The 22,642-nt window shown below is 56.9% G+C and carries 19 protein-coding genes and 1 other RNA gene; 4 read left to right on the top strand and 16 right to left on the bottom strand.

Going from position 1 to position 22,642, the window contains the following annotated elements; genetic code table 11:
• The first annotated feature begins 16 nt into the window (after positions 1 to 16).
• Both VGM48_RS02105 and VGM48_RS02100 read left to right on the top strand, forming a co-directional pair.
• Positions 17 to 1,462 (top strand): SusD/RagB family nutrient-binding outer membrane lipoprotein, encoded by a 1,446-nt coding sequence (locus tag VGM48_RS02105; protein WP_331576054.1) that lies wholly within the window; start codon positions 17 to 19, stop codon positions 1,460 to 1,462.
• Positions 1,463 to 1,491: 29 nt separating this feature from the next.
• Positions 1,492 to 2,001, top strand: a complete 510-nt coding sequence (locus VGM48_RS02100; protein ID WP_331576053.1) for a hypothetical protein — start codon at positions 1,492 to 1,494, stop codon at positions 1,999 to 2,001.
• Between the two features lie 34 nt (positions 2,002 to 2,035).
• Here VGM48_RS02100 and VGM48_RS02095 read toward each other — a convergent pair whose 3' ends face one another.
• The 12 genes from VGM48_RS02095 to nirB all read right to left on the bottom strand — a co-directional run bounded on the left by VGM48_RS02095 (position 2,036) and on the right by nirB (position 17,395).
• Positions 2,036 to 2,599 (bottom strand): molybdenum cofactor guanylyltransferase, encoded by a 564-nt coding sequence (locus VGM48_RS02095; protein ID WP_331576052.1) that lies wholly within the window; start codon positions 2,597 to 2,599, stop codon positions 2,036 to 2,038.
• Positions 2,577 to 3,068 (bottom strand): molybdenum cofactor biosynthesis protein MoaE, encoded by a 492-nt coding sequence (locus VGM48_RS02090; RefSeq protein ID WP_331576051.1) that lies wholly within the window; start codon positions 3,066 to 3,068, stop codon positions 2,577 to 2,579. The genes VGM48_RS02095 and VGM48_RS02090 overlap by 23 nt, the downstream gene beginning before the upstream one ends.
• Positions 3,028 to 3,261, bottom strand: coding sequence for a MoaD/ThiS family protein (locus VGM48_RS02085; RefSeq protein ID WP_331576050.1), 234 nt, complete (start codon positions 3,259 to 3,261; stop codon positions 3,028 to 3,030). Before VGM48_RS02085 ends, VGM48_RS02090 begins: the two co-directional genes overlap by 41 nt.
• A 3-nt stretch (positions 3,262 to 3,264) precedes the next feature.
• Entirely contained in the window at positions 3,265 to 4,221 is a 957-nt protein-coding gene (locus tag VGM48_RS02080; protein ID WP_331576049.1) for a GTP 3',8-cyclase MoaA, read from the bottom strand.
• Between the two features lie 42 nt (positions 4,222 to 4,263).
• Positions 4,264 to 5,724, bottom strand: coding sequence for a rubredoxin (locus tag VGM48_RS02075; protein ID WP_331576048.1), 1,461 nt, complete (start codon positions 5,722 to 5,724; stop codon positions 4,264 to 4,266).
• Positions 5,725 to 5,730: 6 nt separating this feature from the next.
• On the bottom strand, positions 5,731 to 9,246 hold the full coding sequence (locus tag VGM48_RS02070; RefSeq protein WP_331576047.1) for a molybdopterin-dependent oxidoreductase: 3,516 nt from the start codon (positions 9,244 to 9,246) through the stop codon (positions 5,731 to 5,733).
• 9 nt (positions 9,247 to 9,255) lie between these two features.
• Positions 9,256 to 10,581, bottom strand: a complete 1,326-nt coding sequence (locus VGM48_RS02065; protein ID WP_331576046.1) for an MFS transporter — start codon at positions 10,579 to 10,581, stop codon at positions 9,256 to 9,258.
• 11 nt (positions 10,582 to 10,592) lie between these two features.
• Positions 10,593 to 12,116, bottom strand: coding sequence for an alginate export family protein (locus VGM48_RS02060; protein ID WP_331576045.1), 1,524 nt, complete (start codon positions 12,114 to 12,116; stop codon positions 10,593 to 10,595).
• A gap of 211 nt (positions 12,117 to 12,327) precedes the next feature.
• Complete coding sequence (locus VGM48_RS02055) at positions 12,328 to 13,569, bottom strand: molybdopterin molybdotransferase MoeA (protein ID WP_331576044.1); 1,242 nt, start codon at positions 13,567 to 13,569, stop codon at positions 12,328 to 12,330.
• A 1-nt stretch (position 13,570) separates the two neighbouring features.
• The gene (gene moaCB / locus VGM48_RS02050; RefSeq protein WP_331576043.1) at positions 13,571 to 14,521 is read right to left on the bottom strand and encodes a bifunctional molybdenum cofactor biosynthesis protein MoaC/MoaB; all 951 of its coding nucleotides are present in this window, start codon (positions 14,519 to 14,521) and stop codon (positions 13,571 to 13,573) included.
• Positions 14,522 to 14,529: 8 nt separating this feature from the next.
• A complete protein-coding gene (gene nirD, locus VGM48_RS02045; protein ID WP_331576042.1) occupies positions 14,530 to 14,886 on the bottom strand; it encodes a nitrite reductase small subunit NirD in 357 nt (118 codons plus the stop codon).
• A 10-nt stretch (positions 14,887 to 14,896) separates the two neighbouring features.
• On the bottom strand, positions 14,897 to 17,395 hold the full coding sequence (gene nirB, locus VGM48_RS02040; protein WP_331576041.1) for a nitrite reductase large subunit NirB: 2,499 nt from the start codon (positions 17,393 to 17,395) through the stop codon (positions 14,897 to 14,899).
• 134 nt (positions 17,396 to 17,529) lie between these two features.
• On the opposite strand from nirB, the gene cobA reads away from it, so the two are divergent.
• On the top strand, positions 17,530 to 18,324 hold the full coding sequence (cobA, locus tag VGM48_RS02035; RefSeq protein WP_331576040.1) for a uroporphyrinogen-III C-methyltransferase: 795 nt from the start codon (positions 17,530 to 17,532) through the stop codon (positions 18,322 to 18,324).
• A gap of 12 nt (positions 18,325 to 18,336) precedes the next feature.
• Here cobA and fsa read toward each other — a convergent pair whose 3' ends face one another.
• The 3 genes from fsa to VGM48_RS02020 all read right to left on the bottom strand — a co-directional run bounded on the left by fsa (position 18,337) and on the right by VGM48_RS02020 (position 20,511).
• Entirely contained in the window at positions 18,337 to 18,990 is a 654-nt protein-coding gene (gene fsa, locus VGM48_RS02030; protein ID WP_331576039.1) for a fructose-6-phosphate aldolase, read from the bottom strand.
• A 95-nt stretch (positions 18,991 to 19,085) separates the two neighbouring features.
• An RNA gene (ffs, locus tag VGM48_RS02025) (signal recognition particle sRNA small type) lies at positions 19,086 to 19,184 on the bottom strand.
• Positions 19,185 to 19,236: 52 nt separating this feature from the next.
• Positions 19,237 to 20,511 (bottom strand): DUF5103 domain-containing protein, encoded by a 1,275-nt coding sequence (locus tag VGM48_RS02020; protein WP_331576038.1) that lies wholly within the window; start codon positions 20,509 to 20,511, stop codon positions 19,237 to 19,239.
• Positions 20,512 to 20,636: 125 nt separating this feature from the next.
• On the opposite strand from VGM48_RS02020, the gene VGM48_RS02015 reads away from it, so the two are divergent.
• Positions 20,637 to 21,866, top strand: coding sequence for an ABC transporter permease (locus VGM48_RS02015; protein WP_331576037.1), 1,230 nt, complete (start codon positions 20,637 to 20,639; stop codon positions 21,864 to 21,866).
• 3 nt (positions 21,867 to 21,869) lie between these two features.
• Here VGM48_RS02015 and VGM48_RS02010 read toward each other — a convergent pair whose 3' ends face one another.
• Positions 21,870 to 22,601, bottom strand: a complete 732-nt coding sequence (locus tag VGM48_RS02010; RefSeq protein ID WP_331576036.1) for an RNA methyltransferase — start codon at positions 22,599 to 22,601, stop codon at positions 21,870 to 21,872.
• Positions 22,602 to 22,642: the final 41 nt, after the last annotated feature.

The raw sequence follows: 22,642 nt of genomic DNA, 5'->3' as shown, positions 1-22,642 counted from the left end.
GTTTAAAATCACGAACATGCGACAATTGATCTTTATACTTTTATCATCTGCAATAGCATTTAGTTCCTGCAAAAAATATCTGGATGTCAATACTTCACCCAACTCACCGACAAAGGTGCCTCCTACGACGCTGCTGCCTACTACGGAGATAGGTATTGCCTTTGCCAATGGCAATGATCTCGACCGGGCCACTTCTGCCATGATGCAGCAGATCGCCGGCGTAGCCAACCAAACACTCGGCTATGATGTCTACAACTTCAGCGGCGCCTTCGACAATCAGTGGAACGGTGAACTTTATGGCGGCAGCATCAACAACTGCGTCGCCCTGATCAACATGGACTCCGCCACCAGCCCGGCTTATTCCGGCATCGCCAAGCTGGAAATGGCCTATGCCTTTTCCATGCTCACGGATATCTGGGGCGAGATCCCTTATTCCCAGGCTGGACAGGGGGACAAGTATACCTATCCGCGCTTCGACAAGGTGGAAGATATCTACCAGGGTAATGCCGCACAGGGTATCCAGAGTCTTTTCGATCTTGTACAGAGCGGCCTGGCCGATCTTGCCAAACCCAGCGTGCTGAAACCGAAGGCGGATGATATCATCTATGGCGGCGATCTTGCCAAATGGAGCCGGGTGGGCAATACCCTGCTGTTGAAATTCGCCATCATGCTCACGAATAAGAATCCCGCAATGGCCAAGAGTGTGATCACCAGCGTACTCAACGGGAACAACTACATCAACTCCAATGCCCTGGATTTCGATGTTCCGTTTGCAACGGCAACCGGCAACCAAAACCCGATCTATAATTTCAACTATGTCAACCGGCCCGGTGACCAGATGCTCAGCAGCCGTTTCCTGGCATTGGAACAAGGTCTGAACGATACCCTGCGGTTGTCGAAACTTTTCACCAAGCCCAACGGCGTCTTCATCGGGTTCAATAACGGTTCCACCGTTCCCGCACCGGCACAGGCGACCCGCTCACAATATGGAACTTATCTGATAGGAAACACCGGAGCCGGTCCCATTCACCTGCTGACCAATTTCCAGGTGAACTTTATCCTTGCAGAAGCCGCCCTGGTCCTGGGTACGTCCGGCGATGCGAACAATTATTACCAGGCCGGTATCACGGCTAGCATGCTGAAGGTCGGCATGGCCCAATCGGATATCACCGCCTATTTCGCCGCCAATCCCACCGTTGTCAACCTCAGCGGGACCATGGACCAGAAGCTGCAACAGATCATCACGCAGAAGTATATCGCCTGGTGTGGGAACGGGATCGAGATATTCGATGACTACCGGCGCACCGGTTATCCCGTGCTTGCCCTTCCGCTAAACCCCGGTGGCGATGATCCCACAGTCATCCCCACCCGCCTGCCTTATACCAATAGCGAGCTCTCAACCAATCCCAATGCGCCCAACCCAAGACCGTTGGTGAATGTAAAACTCTGGTGGGCAAAATAAGTTTTAACAATCCTAAAAACTGCGATCATATGAGCATCAATAATAAAACAGTTTTCCTTTTTATTCTCTTCGTCGCTTCGCTGAGCGGCTGTACCAAACAAAAAGGCATCGGCCCCAACTATTCCGACTATAATCCCGGGCAGACGCCCATTGCGGTTACGAATGCCGTGGATTACCGGCCCGACCCAACCGTAACGACTTCACTGGGCGGGGACAGCAGCATCACGATCACACTGAGCCTGACCGGCACCAGCGGCAAGAACATCAAGGAGATAACGGAAGTCATCGGCTCGTCCAGCTATGCAGCCATCCAAAACTCCGCTTCCAAGTTCTACAACACCGCGCCGATCGCTGCTGCCAACAACCAGGCAACCTTTAAGACGACGATCGCGGAGTATTTTAAGAAATACCCGGTGAGTTCGGCCAATCCGAAGGCAACCGCAAACGCCGAACTGGCCAATCGCTTCTATTTCCGGGTCACCCTGGACGACGGGAGCATCGTATATCCGACACCCGTAAGAGTGTTGGTTTTGCAATAAATTGAAAAAGGGGCGGCCATGACCGCCCCCTTTCTTATAACGTATTGTAGTTGTGGAAGGCTTTCGCGTCGCCCGGCAAGCTGCGAATGCTGCCGCTCCGCAGCAAGGCGCTCAGCGAGAGGATGCCGCCAACCGGCGGAAAGCGGGTATAGATAGCGCAAAAAGGCTGAAGGAATCCCTCCACCTCATACGCATATCCATCGGCGTCCCCTGCCTGCCACGCCGCGATCAGGACATCGATCGTTTCCGCATCAAGGTCCTGCATGTCGCAGGCCACGACCAACAGATCGGGTGCCGGGTAAAGCCGGTGCACACTCAGGAGCCCCTTCAACGGCCCTTCCTGCACCTCGTCATCGATGACAAGGCGATCCGCCGGCAGCAATGCCGAATAAGCCGGAACCTGTCTTTTGTTGATGGAATAAACAACGGAGAGCCCACACTGCGCCAACTTCTCTCCCATTCGAAGAACCCACGGCCGCCCGTCAGTTTGCAGCAGACCTTTGTCCCGGCCCATACGCCTGCTCTCCCCGCCACAAAGAACGATACCCAGCAAATCCCTGCCGGATGAGCGGATGTTATCCCGGGTTCCCGTGCTCATAAATATGCTTGTTCACGTCACCCGTCACGGCCTGGCAGTTGCAGTTATTGCCCCATTCCTTTGTGCCGTCGGTATAATGTTCGCATTTCCAGATGGGCGCTTCGTGTTTGATCCGGTCGATGATATACCGGTTGGCAGCATAGGCCTCACTGCGATGCGCCGAAGCCGTGATCACCACCACCGCCGTATCTCCGATGGACACCTTCCCCGTCCGATGCTGCGCGACGGCGGAATGTAAAGACCAGCGCTGTTTTGCCGTTGTCAGGATCTCCTCGATCATCGTGCTGGCCAGCGGAACATGAGCCTCGTATTCGAGAAAAGCTACCGCCTTGCCCTGATTACTCTCGCGCACCTCACCGCTAAAAAGCACTACGGCACCCGCACCGGGATGATGCGCACGACTCAGCAAGCCCACAATATCGAGGGGACTATCCACCACTGGCGGGGGGAATGATGACGATGGTGTCATGTTCTTTCAATTTAAACGCATTGTCGATAAAGCCTTCTTCCACGGCAAACCTGCAGGAAGACAGGATATCCCCGGCCTTATCGTTAAGAGTCAGCAAGTGCGCTTTCAACTCGTCGGTATTCGTGACGGGCTCGCTGACTTCGAATTCCGGCTGAAAGTAATCTTTTAGCCCGGCGTATACATGAATTTTCATTGTCTATCCTCCGATTCTTAACATACTGAGGTCACTGCCCACAAATTTCAACGCCTGCTTCTGCCCCAACGCCTCCCTCAACTTAATATCCCATTCCGCCGCCGTTTCATGAGGTTGCAGCGTGATCGGCTGATTACTACTCAAACATCCGTAGATATGACCGCTGCTGTCGAGCCGGAGCCGGTCGCAGTCCCGGCAGAAAGGCTCGCTCTCGTTGGCGATGATCCCGAAACGATGCCCCGCATCCGTCGTCCAGTATCGCGCCGTGGCGGAAGCCGCCCGCTCCTCCGGGACGATCCGATAATGTCCGCCGATAGTCCGCAATATCTCCTCCTGGCTAACCAGGTAACGGCCCGCGGTATCGTGGAGATGGCCCATCGCCATCACTTCCAGAAACCGGACCGTGATCCCACGGGAAAATGCAAACTCCAGCAACGGCAGCAGCTGACAATCGTTGATGCCTTTCATCATCACCGCATTGATCTTTACCCGTAATCCCGCCGCAATGGCGGCGTCCACCCCCTTGATGATCCGGGTAACCGAATGCCGCCGGCTCATCCGAAAAAACACATCCTCATCGACGGCGTCCAGCGAGATGTTCAACGCCTCCAACCCGGCCTCCTTCAATCCAACCGCCATCCGCTCAAGCAAAAAACCATTGGTTGTCATCCGGACGGCCCCGATGCCCGCGGCACGGATCCCCCGGATCAGGGCGGTAAGCCCGGGGTATAACAGCGGTTCCCCTCCCGTCAGCCTCACCGTATCTAACGGCAGGCGATCCCGCAGCCGCCCGATCATCGCCAGCAACCCGTCCACCGGAAGGCTTTCCTTACCGGCATTGGCCTGCTTCAGATCGTCCTCCCCTGCGACGCAATAGACACATCCAAGGTTACAATGTTGCAACAAACTTACCCGGAGGGTCCTGAACGTTCTGCCATATTGGTCTTGCAGTGCTGACATCGGAAAATATCTATCTGTAAAGGTACGATAGTCCATAGTGAATCAGTTGATTTTTTCGAGGACCCGGAACTCGGTTTTGGCCCCGCCGCAGACGCTGCAGACATAGTCCGGTTCCAGCCGGGCAAACGGTGTGCCGGGCGCTATCCCCTGCTGCTCATCGCCATATTGCTCGTGATAGACGGTCAGACAATGAGGACATTGCCAGCCACCCGCACCACCCCCGGATTGGCCGGCCTGCACCGGGACCGGGTGGGAAGGCAGGGGTGATTGCCGCTCGCTCTGCTGCCGGTAGAATTCCTTGCAAAGCGATACCAGGTAGGGAAAGAGGTTTTCCTTTTCCAGGTCCTTGCGGTATGCCACGATCTCCCGCGAATGCGGATTGAAATCGACGGTATGGGCGATGGAATACCGGTCCAGCAGTTTAGATTGATCGGGCCGGATACCCTCCTGTTTGCGGATGATCACCGAACCCGGCAACCCCGAACCCTGCTTCGTCTTGATGGCGAAGCTTAACCCCTCCGTGCGGATATCGTCCTGGTCCAGCAGCCGCACCAGGTATCGCTTCAATCGCAACCCATCCGGACAGCAATCTTCGATCTGCCAGTTGAGCTCGTTGGAGGCATGGCGGACATTCATCCGGTATTTGCCCAGCACATATTCCCACAGCGCGATATCGGCCTCTTCGATATTCTTTATCAACAGCGACTTCCAGGGCGTCGTATACAGCTGACCGACCTTTGTCTGCAAAGCGATGAGACAGACCTCCTTCAGAAAAGCAAGCGGAAAAAGCTCCTCGCGGCGATAGATACCCAGCCAGTTCTTGTTCCCGCTGCGATTGAAACCCTCATAGTAGGGCAGCCGGAATTCCGGCATTTGCAACTCCGGCAACACGGGCTGTTCGGGGAAGCCGCCGCGGAGATGTACGGCCTCGTATAACCGCTGCTCCCACGGTCCCTCCTCTTCCACCACGCCCAGCAGCGGTTCCAGCAGCTGGCACACCCGGGGGATATCGGGGGAATAGATGCCTGCCTTCCAGGGATAAAGCCGGTTGGTCCCCGGCCGCCGAACGACCAGATGCCAGTGATTGTTGACAGGACTACTGATGAAATTGAGGTGACCGGTAAACAGCGGCACAAAACTTTGACCGCCCTCCACGAGGTTGATCTTCACCTTCGGCCGGAAATCGAATCCCCCCAGGATATCCTTGTACAACCCTTCGCTCACCCAGCCGCTTCTTCCAAAGACCCCCTCCGTGACATAGGAGCTGACGATGTTCGGATAGACTTCCTTTTCCTGTTCATAAAAAAGACCCGCCTGATCCAACGCATTCAGGAAATCGGGTCCATACCGGTCCGCCACCTTGCAAAACAATTGCTGCCGGGAACCCAGTTGCATCTCCTCCACTCTTGCCCTTTCTGCCGCCTCCACAATGGGATACAGATCCCCCGCAGCGACGATCCCGCCGGGAAGATTGATCTTGACGATATAGTTCTTTCGAAACATGTGTTCTCATTTTCCGTTGACGGCCGCCGCCGCTTCCAGGATCCTTTTCACCTCCGGCAGGCAGCTGCCGCAGCCCGTGCCCGCGCCCGTGGCGGCGCACAGGGCGCCCAGGTCCTCGCAACCCGCCGCGATCTTCTCCGCCAGATTTCCGGCGCCGACATTATTGCAGCTGCAGACCAGCTTTCCGATCACCGGAGTAGCCTTGTTGCCGCTGCGCAGCAGCTGAAGCCGCCGGTCGCTGAGCTCTATCCGGCCCGTGATCCAGTCCCGGAATTCTTTGAATTCCTCCTTGTCGCCAACCAGTATCGCCCCCACCAGCCGGTCCTGATGGATGATGCATTTTTTATAATACCGCCGCGCCTTGTCGATAAAGACGATCTCCTCGTATTCCTTGCTGTTGGGACAGTCCGGCAGCCCGATGCTGCAAAGGTCAAAGCCATGGATCTTGATGATATTCATGGGCACCGTTCCGTTATAATGGCTGGCGATATCCCCGTTCAGAAACCGGGCTAATACGCCTGCCTGCTGTTCGGCCGCGGCCGTGAACCCATACAGGTTACCTTCGAACTCGGCGATCTCCCCGACGGCATGGATATGCGGATCACTCGTACGCAGATAGCCGTCTACAACGACCCCGCGGCGATGGTCGAGCCCCGCGGCTTTTGCGATCTCGATATTGGGCACCGTGCCGATAGCAAATACAAGCGCGTCACAGTCCAGCAAGCGGCCGCTGCGCAGCCGGATTCCCGTTAGCTTTGACTGACCGTAAAACAGTTGCACCTCGTCCGAGTAATAGATCGCACAGCCCTGGTCGGCAATCTCATCCTGCAGCAGCTGACTGGCCAGGCTGTCCAGCTGCCGGTCGAGGAACCGGCTGCTCCGGTGGATGATGGAAACAGGGATGTCCATTTCCCGAAGCGACGCGGCCAGCTCCAGTCCCAGCAGCCCGCCCCCTACCACCACGACACGGCTGCCCGGCGACATCTGCCGCCGGAAACGGTCGGCATCGACGCGGCTGCGCAGGGTGAAAATGCCCTCCAGTTTCGGCACCTGTTTCGGCAGGGCCGCCCGGCTCCCGGTGGCGAGGATCAACTTGTCATAAGCTGTGACCGCCCCCGTCGAGTCGGTCACAGTCCTTGCCACCCGGTCGATCCGTTCGATGCTGACGCCGCGGTGCAGCCGGATGTCCACCTCTCCTTCCTCCTCCTCCGTCATCCGCACCAATTGCTCCCAGCTTTGCGTACCACTGATGTAATCGGGTAATTGTACCCGATTATAAAATGGTTGGTTCTCCTTATTGAAGACGATGAGTTCATCCGTCGAATTAAGCGCCCGGTAACTGCGGACAAAACCATGTGCACCGGCGCCGGCCCCGACGATGACGATGCGTTCTTTCTTCTTTTGATACTTCCCTACCCGAACCGCGCAGAATTTGAAGTCGGGTTCCTTTGACACGGGATCGAGCAGGCTGTGCGTAAGGTTGTTGGTCCGGTTCAGATCACTGCCGAGTATCTTGCCCCAGTGCATGGGCAAAAAAACGGCGCCCTTTTTCACGTTATCGGTTACCCGCACCGGTACCCGCACCTCGCCGCGTCGCGATTCGACCAGGGCGATATCCCCTTCCCGGAGTTCCAGTGCCAGGGCGTTAGCCGGGTTTATCTCGAGAAAGGCCTGCGGGATATGTTGCCTGAGCTTACCCACCTTCCCCGTTTTTGTCATGGTATGCCATTGATCGCGGATGCGGCCTGTGGTCAGGATCAGCGGATATCGGTCGTCGGGCAGTTCACTGCGAACTTCATCGGCGCCGGAGTGAAAGACGGCCCTGCCGGATGGAGTATGGAACCGGTGGTCGGTAAAGAGCCGTTCCGTGCCTCCATCGGTACATCCCGCGGGATAGGGCCACTGGACAGATCGTTTTGCCTGGAGGATGGAATAATCGAGGCCGCTGATATCGATGGAGGTCCCGGCCGTCAGCAACGCGTGTTCGCGGAAGATCTCCGCGGGACCGGAATAATCGAATCCCTTGAAACCCATTTTTTGCGCCAGGCGGCTGAAGATGACCGAGTCGGGCAGCGCTTCGCCCGGCGGGTCGACGATCCTGTCCAGCAGGCTGATCCGCCGCTCGGAGTTGGTCATCGTCCCCTGCTTCTCCGTCCACGCGGCGGCCGGCAGGATCAGATCGGCATAGGCCAGGGTCTCCGGCCGGTTGCTCACTTCCTGAACGACGACGAACCGCGCGTTTTTCAATGCCGCCTCGGCAAGCCGGACATCCGGCAGGCTTACCAGCGGATTGGTGCCCATGATCCAGATGGCCTTCATCCGGCCGTCGGCCAGGGCTTCGAACTGCTCAGTGGCAGTGAGCCCGGGAGTTGCCGACAGCGGACCGCAACCCCAATATTCCTGCACCTGTCGCCGGTGCTCCGGATTGGAAAGATCCCGATGGGCCGGCAGCAGGTTGGCCAGTCCACCCGTCTCCCGGCCCCCCATGGCATTGGGCTGGCCCGTCAGGGAAAAAGGACCGGAACCCGGCCGGCCGATCTTCCCCGTCAGCAAATGAAGATCGATCAGGGACAGCACCTTGTTCACCCCCGTTGCACTTTGATTTAATCCCATAGTCCAAAGACTCAGGTACCCGGTTGCATCACCGATCCACTCCGCCGCCTGACGGATATCTTGCTCCGGCAGACCGCAAAGGGCGGCGGCCTCGGCTAGCGTCCGGGCAAATACCCGTTGCCGGTAGTTCTCAAAACCCTCCGTATGGTCGCGGATAAAATCGGCCTGAAGCCGACCCTGTTCGATCAGCAGCCTGCCGATAGCATAGTGCAGCGTGCTGTCCGTGCCAGGATTAAGCGGTAAGTGCAGATCGGCCGCCGCGGCGGAGTCGGTCCGGCGGGGATCGGCAATGATGATCTTCACACCCGGATGCGCCGCCTTCCGCGCCTCTACCCGCCGCCAGAGGATGGGATGGCACCAGGCCGGGTTGGCGCCCGTGACAAAGAAGCAGTCGGCCGCTTCGATGTCGGCATAACTCACCGGAACACTGTCTTCTCCAAGGGCAAGCTTATGCGCCGCGACAGCCGTGCTCATGCAAAGCCGGGAGTTGCTGTCGATATTGTTCGTGCCGATAAAGCCCTTGACCAGTTTGTTGACGACATAATATTCTTCGGTCAGACATTGACCTGACACATAAAACCCGACACTGTCGGGGCCATATCTGGCGATCAGGCTGCGGAATACCGCGGCGGCCCGCCCGAGCGCCGCATCCCAACCCACCTGCTGCAACGGCATCCCGCGATGGAGCCGCATTTGGGGATAAAGCAGGCGGTCCTGCCGGTCGTTTACCGTATAGTGCAGGTTCAGACCCTTGCTGCAAAGCAGGCCCTTGTTCACCGGATAATCGGCACTCCCCTCCACCGCTATACGCCCTTTCCGGTCCTTGTACACGGTGACGCCGCACCCTACTCCACAATAACAGCAGGTGGAAAAGGATCGCTCGGTGTGACGGTGTGGTGCGGTAGCCATGAATGACGCTTAAGCCGTAGCAGGTGTCGCGGACGTTGCCGCGGGATGTGGAGAATCCGGTCGCAGCGCCCCCGCGTTCTCACGCCGCCAACGGGTAACCAGCACGATAAACGCGATGGTCACCACCATTAGCCCGATATAGGTGAAGGCCGCCGCATAGGTGATCGACTCCGACCGGAACAGGAAACCAAAGAGCATCCCGCCGAGATTTCCGCCGGCGCCGACTACCCCGCTGATCAACCCCATGCTCGATTCGCTGATAAAGGGAACGATACCGTACACCGCCCCGTTGGCCATTTTCAGGAAGAGGGCGAAGGACAGCATAAAAAGAATGGCAACGACAAAACTGCCCGCATGGGCAAAGGCGATCAGCCCAAGTCCCTCCAGTAACAGGACCGTGGCCAGCAGGAACCCCTTGCCGCGCATCCCCCAACGACTGCCGATCTTATCGGAAGAGATGCCCCCAAGAGCCCGGGCAAAAAGATTCATAAAACCAAAAAGCCCGGCCCAAAAACCCGCGCCGTGCTGGGAGAGATGGAAGTTGTCGACAAAATGCAGGGCGGCGACATTGTCAAAAGTGATCTCCATGCCAAAAGACATGGCATAGGCCAGGGCAAGGGCGACGACACGCCAGTCGGCCAGCACGGACCAATCGGTGCGCCGCCGCGGATCGCCGGACACGCGGCGGATCTCCGAATAATTACCAGCCGGTGTATCCTCCGTATACCGGTAATAGAGAAAAGCGACAACCCACATCATGATGGCCGGTACGATCATCGCATAACGCCAGGCCTGGTGCGGGGTATACCCAAAACCGACGATGGCCGCAAAGATCACCGGCATCAGCATATTGGTCACCCCGCCGCCGAGATTGCCCCACCCGCCGGTAAGGGCGTTGGCCGTCCCGCGAATCTTCGGGGCAAACATCATACTGCTGTGAAACTGGGTGACGACAAAACTCGCTCCGATAACGCCGATGGCCAGTCGAAATAGCAAAAAGCCGGTATAATCCCGGGCCAGCCCCACCAACAACACCGGGACAGATCCGATCAGCAGCAGACGGACAGCCGTTTTACGGGGTCCGAGCACATCGCATAATTTTCCGATGAGCAGCCGCGCAAGAATAGTCGAAGAGACGGAGGCGATGATGGTATTGCCGACCTGCACCTTTGTCAGACCCAGATCCGTCCTAATGGCCGGCATCAACGGCGCCAACCCGAACCAGCCAAAGAAACAGACAAAGAACATGAGCCAGGTGATGTGAAAAGTTCGCATCTGGATCGTGTCCAGGGAAAAGAGCCGGATCTTATCCAGCGGTTGAAGTGGCTGTTGCATTTCGGCAGGTTTTATTTTTGGAGAAAATCGGGTTTGAGGTTCAATTGGAGATAGACCCAGGAGGCGTTTAGCCGGGCAGCCTGGGGTGTAATTCCCTTTGCATATTCCATGGAATGCGTGGCCCAAAGCGCACAGGCGCCCAGTTCCAGCGTGGTGATCTTGTTCAGGCCATAAGTTGCCACAGCATCCACCTCGCTGCCAAGGTATTTGGATACCACCGCTCCTTTTACATCTTTCTGCTCGGCTGCAAGCCCAAAATAGTGATAACACAATTCCACCGACAGCCGGCTGTTGCGCGAAACATATTTCCCTTTTAAAAAGGGGTTGTTCAGACCGCCTGTGGCCGAGCCTGTGCCGGCGTAGAAGTAGTCCATATAACCCCAGAACTTATGCGGCGTACCGTAGAGCGGATCGAAGCGATGATTGGTGGCGGACGAAGAGAAGGCGTTGTTGCCCGATAGGTAATCCCAACCGATCGTACCCGACAAGAGATGGGGTGCGTAGGTAAGGGCCAGGGTCGTTGTATAGGCAGCCAGGCTCAGCCCGTCCCGATCATGACCGAACTGGTAATAGGCGCCCGCCTGAAGCCGCCAGTACTGATGATGATCCAGCGCCGTCGTCAGCAACAGCCCGCCGGTAGCGCGGGTATTCACACCCGCCTGATTGAAATGCCGGCCGTAGAGCCAGCCGGTATCGGCGCCGGCAATGTTCTTCACCGAATCCAGTTTATATCTGCCAAACTCGTCGACAAAGAGCAGGGCCGCCAGCCGGGTTGGTCCCCACTGCTTTGCCGCATAGAGAAACTGCATGGCCTTGTAATCCTGGTTGGCCCCGTTCGTGCCCGGCGTCGCAACCAGGGATGGGCTGCCGGCGCGGGCGCTGAGCCCCGCAGCATTCACCAATGGAAGATAGCCTGCCGGCACGGACGTAAGGTTACCCTTGCTGTCTTTGACATAAGCAGGAACATTGGCCGGTGTATAGCTTGTACCATTATAGTTGAAGGCGTCTGTGTTCTGGTTGAAGGCAGCGCCCAGATCGGCCTGCCAGCCCTTGTTCAGCAATTTGAAGACGATGGCGTCATGCCTGCGGGCCTGTTGCAGCCAGTCGAGATTTCCCAACAGCCGCTGATCGTCATAGACCAGCTCCTGCCGGCCCACCCGGATGCCGAAGTATTCGACGGAACTCCGGCCAAAGCTGCTGTCATGGGCATTGGCCAGCACCAGTTCGCCCCAGGCTTCGTGCACACTCAACCGCCCACCATCGGCATTGTTGATTGTCGAAGCGTCGGCGCCCCAGACCCGGACATCCTGCACCGAAGCCTGAAAGAGGAGCCGGGACGACCGGTAATTAAAATTGAGCCGGGCACGCTGCGAGGTCAGAAAGGCCGGCTGATTGCCGATGGTCTCGAGGGTGCCATATCCGTTACGCAGTTCGGTGCGGACCCTGAGCTGGCCGGTCAGCGAGAGCTGCGACCAGGCAGGCAGGGAAATACAGGAGAATAGCCAAATGCTCATTCCGGTGATGATTTTGTGCATGCGGGTAGTTTTGGTTACAATAGCATCCAAATGGCAGCAACCGGAGAATCGAATAGAGGGAGGGCAATCGAAGACTTGAGTAAGAAAGCTATATTAAATATTACTTATGTAATAAAAATAGCAAAAAAGCACGATATTTTGTCACATGCATTATCTATAATGCAACATATTTATTTTCACAATATAAAATATGGTAGGCATGGGAGAAGCCTTATAAAAAGGGATAGCAGGCGACGATCTCGCCTTCCGCAAGATCATCGGCTCCTGCCGGATGCAGCGCCAGGGCATTTGCCTGCCTGCCCAGCCGGATATCCCCCGAGCCATTCAAAGTGACCGGCGTGACCCTCGCGGGCGAGCCCTGGCAGTGGACGGGGAAGAACTCATCCAGCGGGGACCGTTTCTTTCTCGCCGTTCCCATCGCCAGGCCAAGCGGCTCCGCAACGGGAAGCCCATAACAGGCCTGCAGATAAGGGCGTATCAGCAGGATCATATTGACCAGACAGGAAAAAGGATTTCCCGGCAGCGCAAAGACCATCTTCCCCTCTTTTGTCACCCCGCACCACACTGGCTTACCCGGCCGCATGGCCACCTTATGGAAAAGTTTCTGAACCCCAAGCGCTTCCAGCACACCGGGAACATAGTCCGCATCACCGGCAGAGACACCGCCGCAAAGGATCAGGACATCACAACCCTGCATTTCTCCGATACGTCGCCGTAAAAGCCCGGGGTCGTCAGGCGCATGCCCCCAGACTCCAGGGCCTGCCCCCGCCTTCTTCAACGCGGCTTCCAGCAGCCAGCGGTTGCTGTTGCGGATCTGCACCGGACTGACGGCGCCGCCGGCGGGCACCACCTCGTCACCGGTAGTCAGCAGGCCGACGACCGGGGGACGCGCAACCTTTACCGTTATATGACCAAGGGTCGCCAGCAGGCCGATGACGGGCGGTTCGCAAAGACAGGGCCGGTCGATGACGATATCCCCGGACAGCAGATCTTCGCCTCTGCGGGCAATATTCTGAAAAGGCCGCCACGGGAACCGCGGATCGGCAGGCGCGGGCAAGGTCGCCGCGGGAAGCGCTTCGGCGGGCCGTTCGGCCAACAGCATATGACCGCCTTGCTCCTCCGCATTTTCCCGGCGGATAATAAGATCCGCACCGGCCGGCACGGCTGCACCGGTCATTATCTTATAACATTCCCCGCTTTCGATCGCCCGTTGCGGCGCATAGCCCGCCAGCAGGGTCTCGACAATCGTAAATTGACGGACACCTTTTTCCAGATCATTGTAGCGAACTGCATATCCATCCATCGAGGCCCGGTCGAAGGGTGGATAGTCGCGGTCCGCCCGGATGGTCTCAGCCAACACCCTGCCCAGGGCCTGTTCCAGCGGAACGGCCTCCGTACCAAAGCTGCGTGCCTGTTGCAGCACCAGTTCCTGCGCTTTCCGAAAATCGATCATCTCAGTGCCCTCCTCCTTTCATCATTTTACGCGCATGAAAGACCGCGGGCAGAATAGCCTCCAGCGACTCTCGCACGCCGTCACTGCTTCCCGGCAGGGTGACGACAAGGGTATGCCCGATGGAACCAGCCACCCCCCTGCTCATCATGGCCATCGGCGTACGCTGCTGCCCATAGACCCGCATCGCCTCGGCAATCCCATCGGCGTCGCGTTCGAGCATTTCCTTTATGGCGCTGACGGTGTTATCACGTGGCCCAAGCCCCGTTCCACCCGTGGTAAAAATAAATTGAATGTCTTTGCTCACCCATTCCCTGACCTGTTGCTGGATGACGCTCTTCTCGTCGGGAACGACGGCATAGTCCACAACCCGGGCGTTTACACCTTCAAGCATTTCCCGGATGATCCCGCCGCTCTTATCCTCGCGCTTGCCCGCGGCAGTGCTGTCCGAACAGACCAATACCGCGCAGGTGGGCGGTGTGGCGAAAAACCGCTCCCGATCGCTTTTTCCGCCTTTTTTTTCCAGGAGCCGGATATGACCGATCTCCAACTGTTTGTCCACCGGTTTCAGCATATCGTACAGTTCCAGCGCAGCAATCGACACTCCGGCAAGGACCTCCATCTCGATACCCGTACGGCCGATACTCCGGGCTTCGCCGACGATGACGATACCGCTCCGGCCGGCATCGGCCGTGCCCAGCCAGTCGCGATCCCGCTCGGGATCCAGCAGCTCGAAGGTCATCTCCATACCGTCGATGGTCACGGGATGACAATGGGGTAACAACTGCGGAACCGCCTTGGCGCCGAGAAAGCCGGCCGCCCGGGCCACATCGAAGAGATTTCCCTTGGGTAAGGTTCCGTTCCGGATAAGCGGAAGGTTCTCGGCGCTGCAGAAGAGTACCCCCCGCGCCCTCGCCGTGCGTAAAGTGACGGGCTTGTGTGTGATATCACGCATAACGCAATTTACCACGGAATGCCGACATATACCCGGCCATTCTTGACCTTGACCGGGTAGGTGCGGATACTGTAGTCCTCCCCGCTCAGACACTCGCCCGTTCGCACGGAAAAGGTCTTCTTGTGAAAAGGACAGGCCACCTTGGGCTCGCAGTCCGGCCCGGTGCTGCCCGTCATCCCGCGGGCAAGAGCCATCTGCTGCTTATGGGGACAGCGGTTCTCCGTAGCATACCATTCATCGCGCCGGGCGAAGAAGAAGATGGCGATCTGCTCGCCGCCCAGAAGAACACAGGCGCCGCCGTCACCGGGGACATCTTCCACCCGGCAGGCAGCCATCCATTTTACATTAATAGCCGTTGATTCCATTGTGAATAGTTTACCATTCCTGCGCCTTCGTCTGGCCGCGCAGGTTATCGAATTGCAGCTCCGGATCTTTCTTCCGGGGCGCGTTGACAAAATGATTGAAACGTTTGCGCAGCTCGGGATCGTCGACAACCTCCTTCCACTCGCATTTATAGCTGTCGACAAGCGCCTGCATCTCCCGCTCCCACTGCTCTCCCATGTTCAGACTGTCGTTGACGACGACATTCTTCAGATAGCTCATGCCGCCATCCATCTTGTTGAGCCAGGTCGCGGTCCGGGTCAGCGGATCGGCCGTGCGGATATAGAACATCAAAAACCGGTCGAGATACCGGACACAACTGTCTTTGTCAATATCCGTGGCCAGCAGCTGTGCATGCTGCGGCCGTGAACCTCCATTACCGCATACGAACAGGTTCCAGCCTTTCTCCGTGGCGATGATCCCAAAGTCCTTGCTTTGCGCCTCGGCGCATTCGCGGACACAGCCGCTGACGCCGCCCTTGATCTTATGCGGCGCACGGATACCCCGATACCGCTGCTCGATCTCTATGGCAAAGGAAACGCTGTCGTGCAGCCCAAACCGGCACCAGGTGCTGCCTACACAGCTTTTCACGGTACGCAGGGCCTTGCCATAGGCATGACCGCTTTCAAAACCGGCTTCGATCAGTTCTTCCCAGATGGCCGGCAGGTCGCCTACATGCGCGCCAAAGAGATCGATCCGCTGTCCGCCCGTGATCTTTGTATAGAGATTGTATCGCTTGGCGACCTTGCCCAGCACGATGAGTTTGTCCGGGGTGATCTCGCCGCCGGGTATCCTGGGCACTACCGAATAGCTGCCCCCTTTCTGGATATTGGCAAGATAACGGTCATTACTATCCTGGATCGTCGCCTGTTTGACGATCGGCTCATTCCACAGACTCGCGAGAATGCTCGCCACGGCCGGCTTACACACCTCACAGCCGTCCCCCTTGCCCCAGTGCGCCAGGGCCTCCGCATAGGTGCGGATATCGTGCAGCCGGATCAGATCGAACAGCTCCTGCCGTGAATGTTCAAAATGTTCGCAGATGACGTTGCGGACATACATCCCGCCGGCCTTCATCGTGGCGGTGATCAGGTCCTTTACCAGCGGGATACAACCTCCGCAGCCGGTGCCCGCGCGGGTACATTTCTTCATCACGTCCATCGTGGTGGCATCCTTCTCCACCACGGCCGTACAGATGGCCGCCTTGGTCACGGCTTCGCAGCTGCAGATAAGGGCTTCATCAGGCAGGCTCATCGCGCCCAGTCCATCCGAGGCCGCATCCCGATTGCCAAGGATCAGCGCCGACGGATCGGCGGGCAACACCAGCCGGTTGTTCACCGTCTGCAACAGCAGGTTATAGGCCGCCGCATCGCCGATCAGGATGCCCCCCAACAGGTATTTGCCATCCGCGGTGACGTTGATCCGTTTGTAAACTCCTTTATGACGGTCTTCAAAAACGATCGTTCCGCAATCCGGCTCGGCGGCAAACGGATCGCCAAAGCTCGCCACATCCACACCGATTAGTTTTAGCTTGGTGCTCATATCAAAGCCGGTGAACACCTTGTTGCCGCCCAGCAGATTGGCGGCAACCACATCGGCCATCTCATAACCGGGAGCCACCAGGCCATAGATCATTCCCTGTGCCAACGCACATTCCCCGATGGCATAGATATGTTTGTCGGAAGTCTGCAGTCGTTCATTCACGACGATCCCGCCGCGGGTCCCGACGGAAACCCCGGCCAGCCGCGCCAGCTCGTCACGCGGCCGGATACCCGCAGAAATAACCAGCAGGTCGATGGCGATCCGGCTTTCATCGGCAAACTGCAACGCCTCGATGCGGCCATGCCCCTCGATGGACTGGGTCACTTTATTCAGATGAAGCTGAAGGCCCAGTTTCTTCAGACTGGACTCCAGCGCATGACTCCCGGCGCTGTCGATCTGCCTGGGCATCAGCCGGGGTGCAAACTCCACCACATGCGGCTGGGGAATGCCCAGGTCCAGCAGAGCCTTCGCCGCTTCCAGCCCGAGCAGCCCGCCGCCCAACACCGCGCCGCTCCGCGCCCCGGCGGCATAGCCCCTGATCTTATCCAGGTCCTCGATCGTCCGGTACACAAAAACTCCTTCCTTCTCCACGCCCGGGATATCGGGGACAAACGCGGAAGAACCCGTCGCCAGCACAAGGTAGTCATAGGGCTGAACCACCCCTTTATCCGAGTGGACCAGCCGCTGCTGCCGGTCAATCTCCCGGATCTGATGTCCAAGGTGAAGAACAATCTCCTCATCCCCGAACCAGCCGGTCATCGGCAGAGCCAGGTCGGAAGCAGATTTACCATTAAAATACTCGCTGAGATGTACACGGTCATAGGCAGGCCGCGGCTCCTCGCCAAACACAACGATCCGGTACTGACCGGCGGACCTTAACTTTTCGCAAAACCGGTGACCGACCATTCCGTTCCCTATAACGACCACCACAGGAAGATGCCCATTGCTCATACTCAATGAATTTGGGAGGTTAAATGGGAAGCAGTCGTTAAATATTACGATTAATTATATGCAATGATCCGATACAAGTATAGTTCTTTTTTAGATTAAAAAACATAATTTACATCATATAAATTAATAATTATATGAATTCGGTACCTCCCGCCACTTCCGAGCTGCTTCTCATCGGCGCCGGACCCGGTGACCCGGAACTGCTCACCGTCAAAGCCTGGCGGGCGCTCCAGCGGGCCGACGTCATTCTCTATGACCATCTGGCTAACACCACCCTGCTGGAACTGGCACCGCCCGGCTGCGAATGCATCTGTGTCGGCAAACGGCCTTACCGGTCCACAATTACCCAGGACGAGATCCACGCCTTGATCCGGGAGAAAGCAGCAACCGGCGGAACGATCATCCGGTTGAAGGGCGGAGACCCCTTTATCTTCGGCCGCGGCTTCGAAGAACTGCTCTTTGCCCGGGAGCTGGGTCTGCGGGTTTCCTATATTCCGGGGATCACCAGCATGCAAACAGCGGGACTGGCGGATATCCCCCTCACCCATCGGGCGGTCAGCGAAAGTATCTGGGTCGTCACCGGTACAAAGAAAGACGGCTCCCTGTCCGCCGACCTTCGGCTGGCCTTGCAAAGCAAGGCGACGGTGGTAATCTATATGGGGATGAAGAAACTGGCGGAAATAGCCGGGTTGTACCGGCAGGAAGGCGCCGGCGCGATGCCGGCGGCCATTATCCGGCATGGATCCTGGAACAGCCAGCAGGTAGCCGTGGGAACCGCCGGGTCACTCGCAGAGTTGGCCGCCACCCACGAACTCACACATCCGGCGATCATCCTCATCGGCGAAGTAGTCGGACTCGCAGCCGCCGGAGAACAAAAAAGCCACAGGACCATCCCACTCTTCGCGGAATCGCCTGCGGCAATTATTTAAATCTTTTGAACGCTATGCCCAGGCCTTGGCATCCGCCAGGAACTTAGCCAGGCCGATATCCGTCAGCGGGTGCTTGAGCAATCCAAGGATCGATTCCAGCGGCGAAGTGATCACGTTGGCGCCGGCTTCCGCACACTTGACGATATGCAAAGGACTGCGGATAGAAGCCGCCAGGATCTCGGTCTCATATCCCTGTATCGAATAGATCTCGGCAATCTGCTCGATAAGTTCCAAACCATCCCAGTTGCTGTCGTCAATACGCCCGATAAAAGGAGAGATATAGTTGGCGCCCGCCTTTGCCGCCAGGATAGCCTGACCCGCAGAGAAACAGAGCGTACAGTTGGTCTTAATGCCGTTGTCGGAAAACCATTTCAACGCCTTGATACCCTCCTTGATCATCGGTACCTTCACCACGATATTCGGATGGATGGCATGCAGCTTCTTACCTTCTTCGATGATAGCCTTGAATTCAGTCGATACCACTTCAGCGCTTACATCACCGTCCACCAGTTCTGCGATCGTCTTGTAATGATTGGTCACCGCAGCCTCACCCTTGATGCCCACCTTCGCCATCAGCGAGGGATTGGTCGTAACACCATCTAAAATGCCTAAGTCGTTTGCTTCCTTGATTTGCGCCAGATCGGCCGTGTCGATGAAGAATTTCATAATATATCGCTTTATTTTGGAGTATAAAGATACGTAATATCCATTCAGAGGAGGGGGCGGTGGCGGGAGAATTGTTGGCTTTATACCAATAAAAAATGGCAAAGTTACTTATATCGCACCGCTACGACCACCTACCGTTGCTGCCTTCCGGCCCTGGCGGGGTTCAGCGGGAGCTGGTCGTATAAGACTTTGCCGGTGCGAAGGTAATGAAATTGCACGAAACGATCTCCGAATTGATCCAAAAAATTATTTATTGAGGCTGTTGAAGCGGGTGATCCCGATCAGCTCATCGGCACGGGCGCCAAGCGCCCGGTAATACACCAGGATCATATAGTCATTCTCCGTCTCCACATGATTGCCTTCGGTCTGTACAAAGGTCCCCTTCATCGAAGCATCACCCCGGTCGACCGCAACATAAGAATAACTGTAGTATCCCTGCTTCATCCGGAAATTGCGTTCGTATCCACCCTTCTCCGCATTCCATGTCATCTTGCAACTATCATTGATCCCGCCGCCGGTGAACCGCCCCAACACATAAACATCCTTGTTGTCAAGCGGGATATTCCCCCCAGGCACATAGACAAAATGCACCGTGGCATAGTCCGTCTGATAAAGCGGACTGTAGGGCTCGGTGGTCTGGATGATAAAACCGCCGTTATAGTCCTTGTAGAAGTAAAATTCCCGCTGGCTGCGGTCGGCATCCGGTTTCAAAAAAACATCGGTGGAGGTCTTGCCATAGTCGGCCGTCTGGACCCGGTCACTCTGGAACCGGAAGCTTTGCAGATCGGCCCAGCGCCATTCCGAACCACCTTCAAAATTGAAATCATCCGTGCCGTTGTACTGCAGATCGTTGTTGAGGTAGATCCTCGGTTTCACGCCATGGATGGCATTGTCCCACCGGTAATTCTGCAGGACGACCACGCGCACCTGGTCCAGGACATTGGGCGGGTTTATCGCCGAGACATTCAGCCGGAACTGGATATTCTGATAGGTGTGCGCAAGTTCGAAGTTCTGCGGCGTCAGCAGCTGGCTCTGTATTTTGACCCGCGAATCGGTCACCAGGAAACGTTTGGTAAAGGCCAGCTTCGACGTATCCCCGTCGAGAAAGACCTTTAGCAGGTAATTCCCCGAATGGATGGGAATACAATTGGGGTCGGGCACCGTCGCCGTGTAATGGACATAATGCGTGAGCGCGACGGAAGAGATGCGATAGTTCTCGATGCGGATCTGGGAAAACCCTTTGATATAGTCGAATTCGCTCACCTCGGCAGGCGTCCAGTCCTCGTTACACAAGACGATCGTATAGTAATAACTCTTCACACTCTCATCGAGGTCGTCGAAATGCAACTCCAGCTGATCGCCGGTGTTCAACCGGATTATAGGATAACCCAGTTGATTGCCGGCCGTAAAAAGCTGGGGCGTGCCGATCGTCGGCGAATAGACAAAGTCGGGTATCTGAGCGGTCAGCCCGCCGGCCCCCAGCAAAAAGATCAACAGAGCAATGCAGGCGTTGCGATTCATGGGAAAAGAATTGATTTGCGATGGCGCCCGACAAATTAGCACAAAAATTTCATTGATCGCCCCCCACCTGTTACTTTTGACCACCGAATAACATCCGGTCCGCTCAAGCGGCCCGGGCATATAATATGAATGTACCAGCCTTTATAGCCCGCCGCGTCGCCTTCAACCGGGAACGATCCTTCTCGCGTTTTATCATCCGGTTGGCCATAGCGGCAACGGTGATCAGCGTCGCAGCCATGCTCCTGACCCTGGCCTTCACCAACGGTTTTCAATATGCTATCAGCCAGAAGGTGTTCAATCTCTGGGGTCATCTCCGCGTCCAGCACTACTCCCCCAACCGCGGGCTTATCTCCGAAGAAGCGCCGATGGAAAAGAACGATACCGTCCTGCGCATCCTCAAACACGACCCCGGGATAAAGACCATCCAGGCCTTTGCGACCAAGTATGCCGTCATCCGCAGCAGCGAGAGTATCGACTATGTCCAGCTAAAGGGCGTGGAAAGAGACTATGATTTCGGCAATCTCCGCGATTTTCTAAAGGCCGGCCGCTGGCCCCGGTTCCCCGACAGCGGCTATAGCAGCGAGATCGTCCTGTCCGAATATACCGCCGGCCAGCTCCATATAAAGGTCGGCGATAAAGTGGTGATCTATTTTGTACGGAATGACGGCCCGCCGCGCGTCCGCCCGATGATCGTCTCCGGGCTCTTCAAGACCGGCATCGAAGACTATGATAAGCTGATCGCCATCGGCGATCTCCGGTTGATCCAACGGCTCAACAACTGGAACCCGGACCAGATCGGCGGATATGAGATCTTTGGCTATGACTACCGGCAGGCGGATGCCGTGAACTCTCGAATCTTCGACCAGCTACCAAAGGACTGGGGCAGCCATACGACCCAGGACGTCTTCCCCAATATCTTCGACTGGCTCAATCTGCAGAATACGACCATCGCCATCGTGCTGATCATCATGATCATCGTCGCCACGCTCAACCTCGTCACCTGCCTGATCATCCTGGTGCTGGAACGAACCCGCATGATCGGTATCCTGAAGGCGCTGGGTACGCCCAATCTTTCCATCCAGACCATCTTCCTCTACCAGGGCACCATCATCACCCTTTTCGGCATCGTCCTCGGCAATGTCTTCGGGCTGCTGATCTGCTTCCTGCAGGATCACTATGGGTTCATCACCTTGCCGGAGGATGCCTATTTTATTTCCAAAGCGGTGGTCCGGCTGGAATGGTGGCATCTACTGCTGGTAGACGGCGGCACATTCGTCGTCTGCTTCCTGATCCTCATGATCCCGACGATCATCGTCCGCCGGATGCAACCCGCCCGGGCCATCCAGTTCCGATAACCACTATCCCACCAGGTGGGATAACAGGATCCCGGTAGCTACGGCCGCATTCAGCGATTCCGCCTGACCGATACGGGGAATGGTGACCCGCCGCGTGGCCAGCGGCTGCAACTCAGGCCGGATACCCTTCGATTCGTTTCCAATAAGGACCCATCCCTTGTCGATCCGGCCGATACCATACACCCCCTCCCCTTCCAGCAGGGCCGCATACACCGGTAACCCCGACCGGCGGATCAACGCACCCGGCTCCTCATATCGCACCGACACCCGGACAATGCTTCCCATAGTCGACTGGATGGCTTTCGGATTATAGACATCGGCACTGTCCTCACTGCAAACGACGTTGGCAATGCCAAACCAGTCCGCCAGCCGGACAATGGTCCCCAGGTTGCCGGGATCCTGAATGCCGTCCAGCGCGAGATGAACGCCTTTGTCAAAGTCGGGTGCCTGGAACACCGGCTTTTCGAATACCGCCACCACCTGGTTGGGGGTCGTCAACGCGGACAACCGCTCCAGTTGGGACTCTTCGACAACAGTCACCACCGCGCGCAGGGGTTCCGGTAATTCGCCGGCCCAACGGGAAAGCGCATAAACGACCCGGGAGCGCAGGTTGGGCGCCCGTAGCAACTCCCCCACGATCTTGGGCCCTTCCACCACAAAAACGCCTTCTGCATCACGGAATTTTTTATGGGCTAAACTTTGAATATATTTGACCTGCGATTTTGTGATCAGCATTGCACTTCATTTACAATATGGACAAACGGCAAGTTACTGTA

Source organism: Puia sp., from assembly GCF_036500295.1.
GTDB lineage: Bacteria > Bacteroidota > Bacteroidia > Chitinophagales > Chitinophagaceae > Puia.
This window is presented reverse-complemented; position numbering and strand designations above follow the sequence as displayed.